The sequence below is a fragment of the Faecalibacterium faecis genome (assembly GCF_040096475.1).
In the GTDB taxonomy this organism is placed as follows: Bacteria; Bacillota; Clostridia; order Oscillospirales; family Ruminococcaceae; genus Faecalibacterium; species Faecalibacterium taiwanense.
In genome coordinates this window covers 1-506 of record NZ_JBBMEP010000065.1, presented here as the reverse complement: position 1 = coordinate 506, position 506 = coordinate 1, and the positions used below count along the sequence as shown (strand labels likewise).

The window sequence follows — 506 nt, the reverse complement described above, 5'->3', positions numbered from 1 at the left end:
AGCACGGAACACCAGCGGCAGATCATTGATACCTTTGTCAACTCGGTCTACGTCTTTGATGACCGGGTCGTACTCAACTTCAACTTCACGGACGATGCCAAAACGGTCACCCGTGAGGAAGTGTTGGGTTCGAGTGCCGTGGACAATGCTCCACCAAAAAAGCACGAGATTTTGCTCTCGTGCTTTTCTTTTTGCATGAATAGGCGCTTTACTTGTACAATTCTTTGCTCATCTGTTTCCGAATCTCATCACGTCGTCTGTCGTAGACCTGCGTGTAGATTGCAAGGGTCGTGCTGGGCTGAGCGCGTCCGGCTTCTGCGGCCACCGTTGCCACACCGATATTGGGATTAGACAACAGAATGCTGACGAAGGCGTGCCGGAACATATGCGGATGGATTTTTTCGATTAGGGGTACATATCACAGAGCACATGATACGCTGGCCGTTTTTGTTTGCCCCCATTGCGGCAGATCCTGCTTTCTGCCGCAAATTGCATCAGATCCCGCC

Annotated in this window: 1 protein-coding gene; it reads right to left on the bottom strand. The window is 51.2% G+C overall.

Features of this window, described 5'->3' with window-relative positions; all coding sequences use genetic code 11:
- Nucleotides 1-208: 208 nt before the first annotated feature.
- Nucleotides 209-355: a hypothetical protein gene (locus tag WMO17_RS13150; RefSeq protein WP_242702980.1), complete on the bottom strand. Its 147-nt coding sequence runs from the start codon at nt 353-355 to the stop codon at nt 209-211.
- Nucleotides 356-506 lie beyond the last annotated feature (151 nt).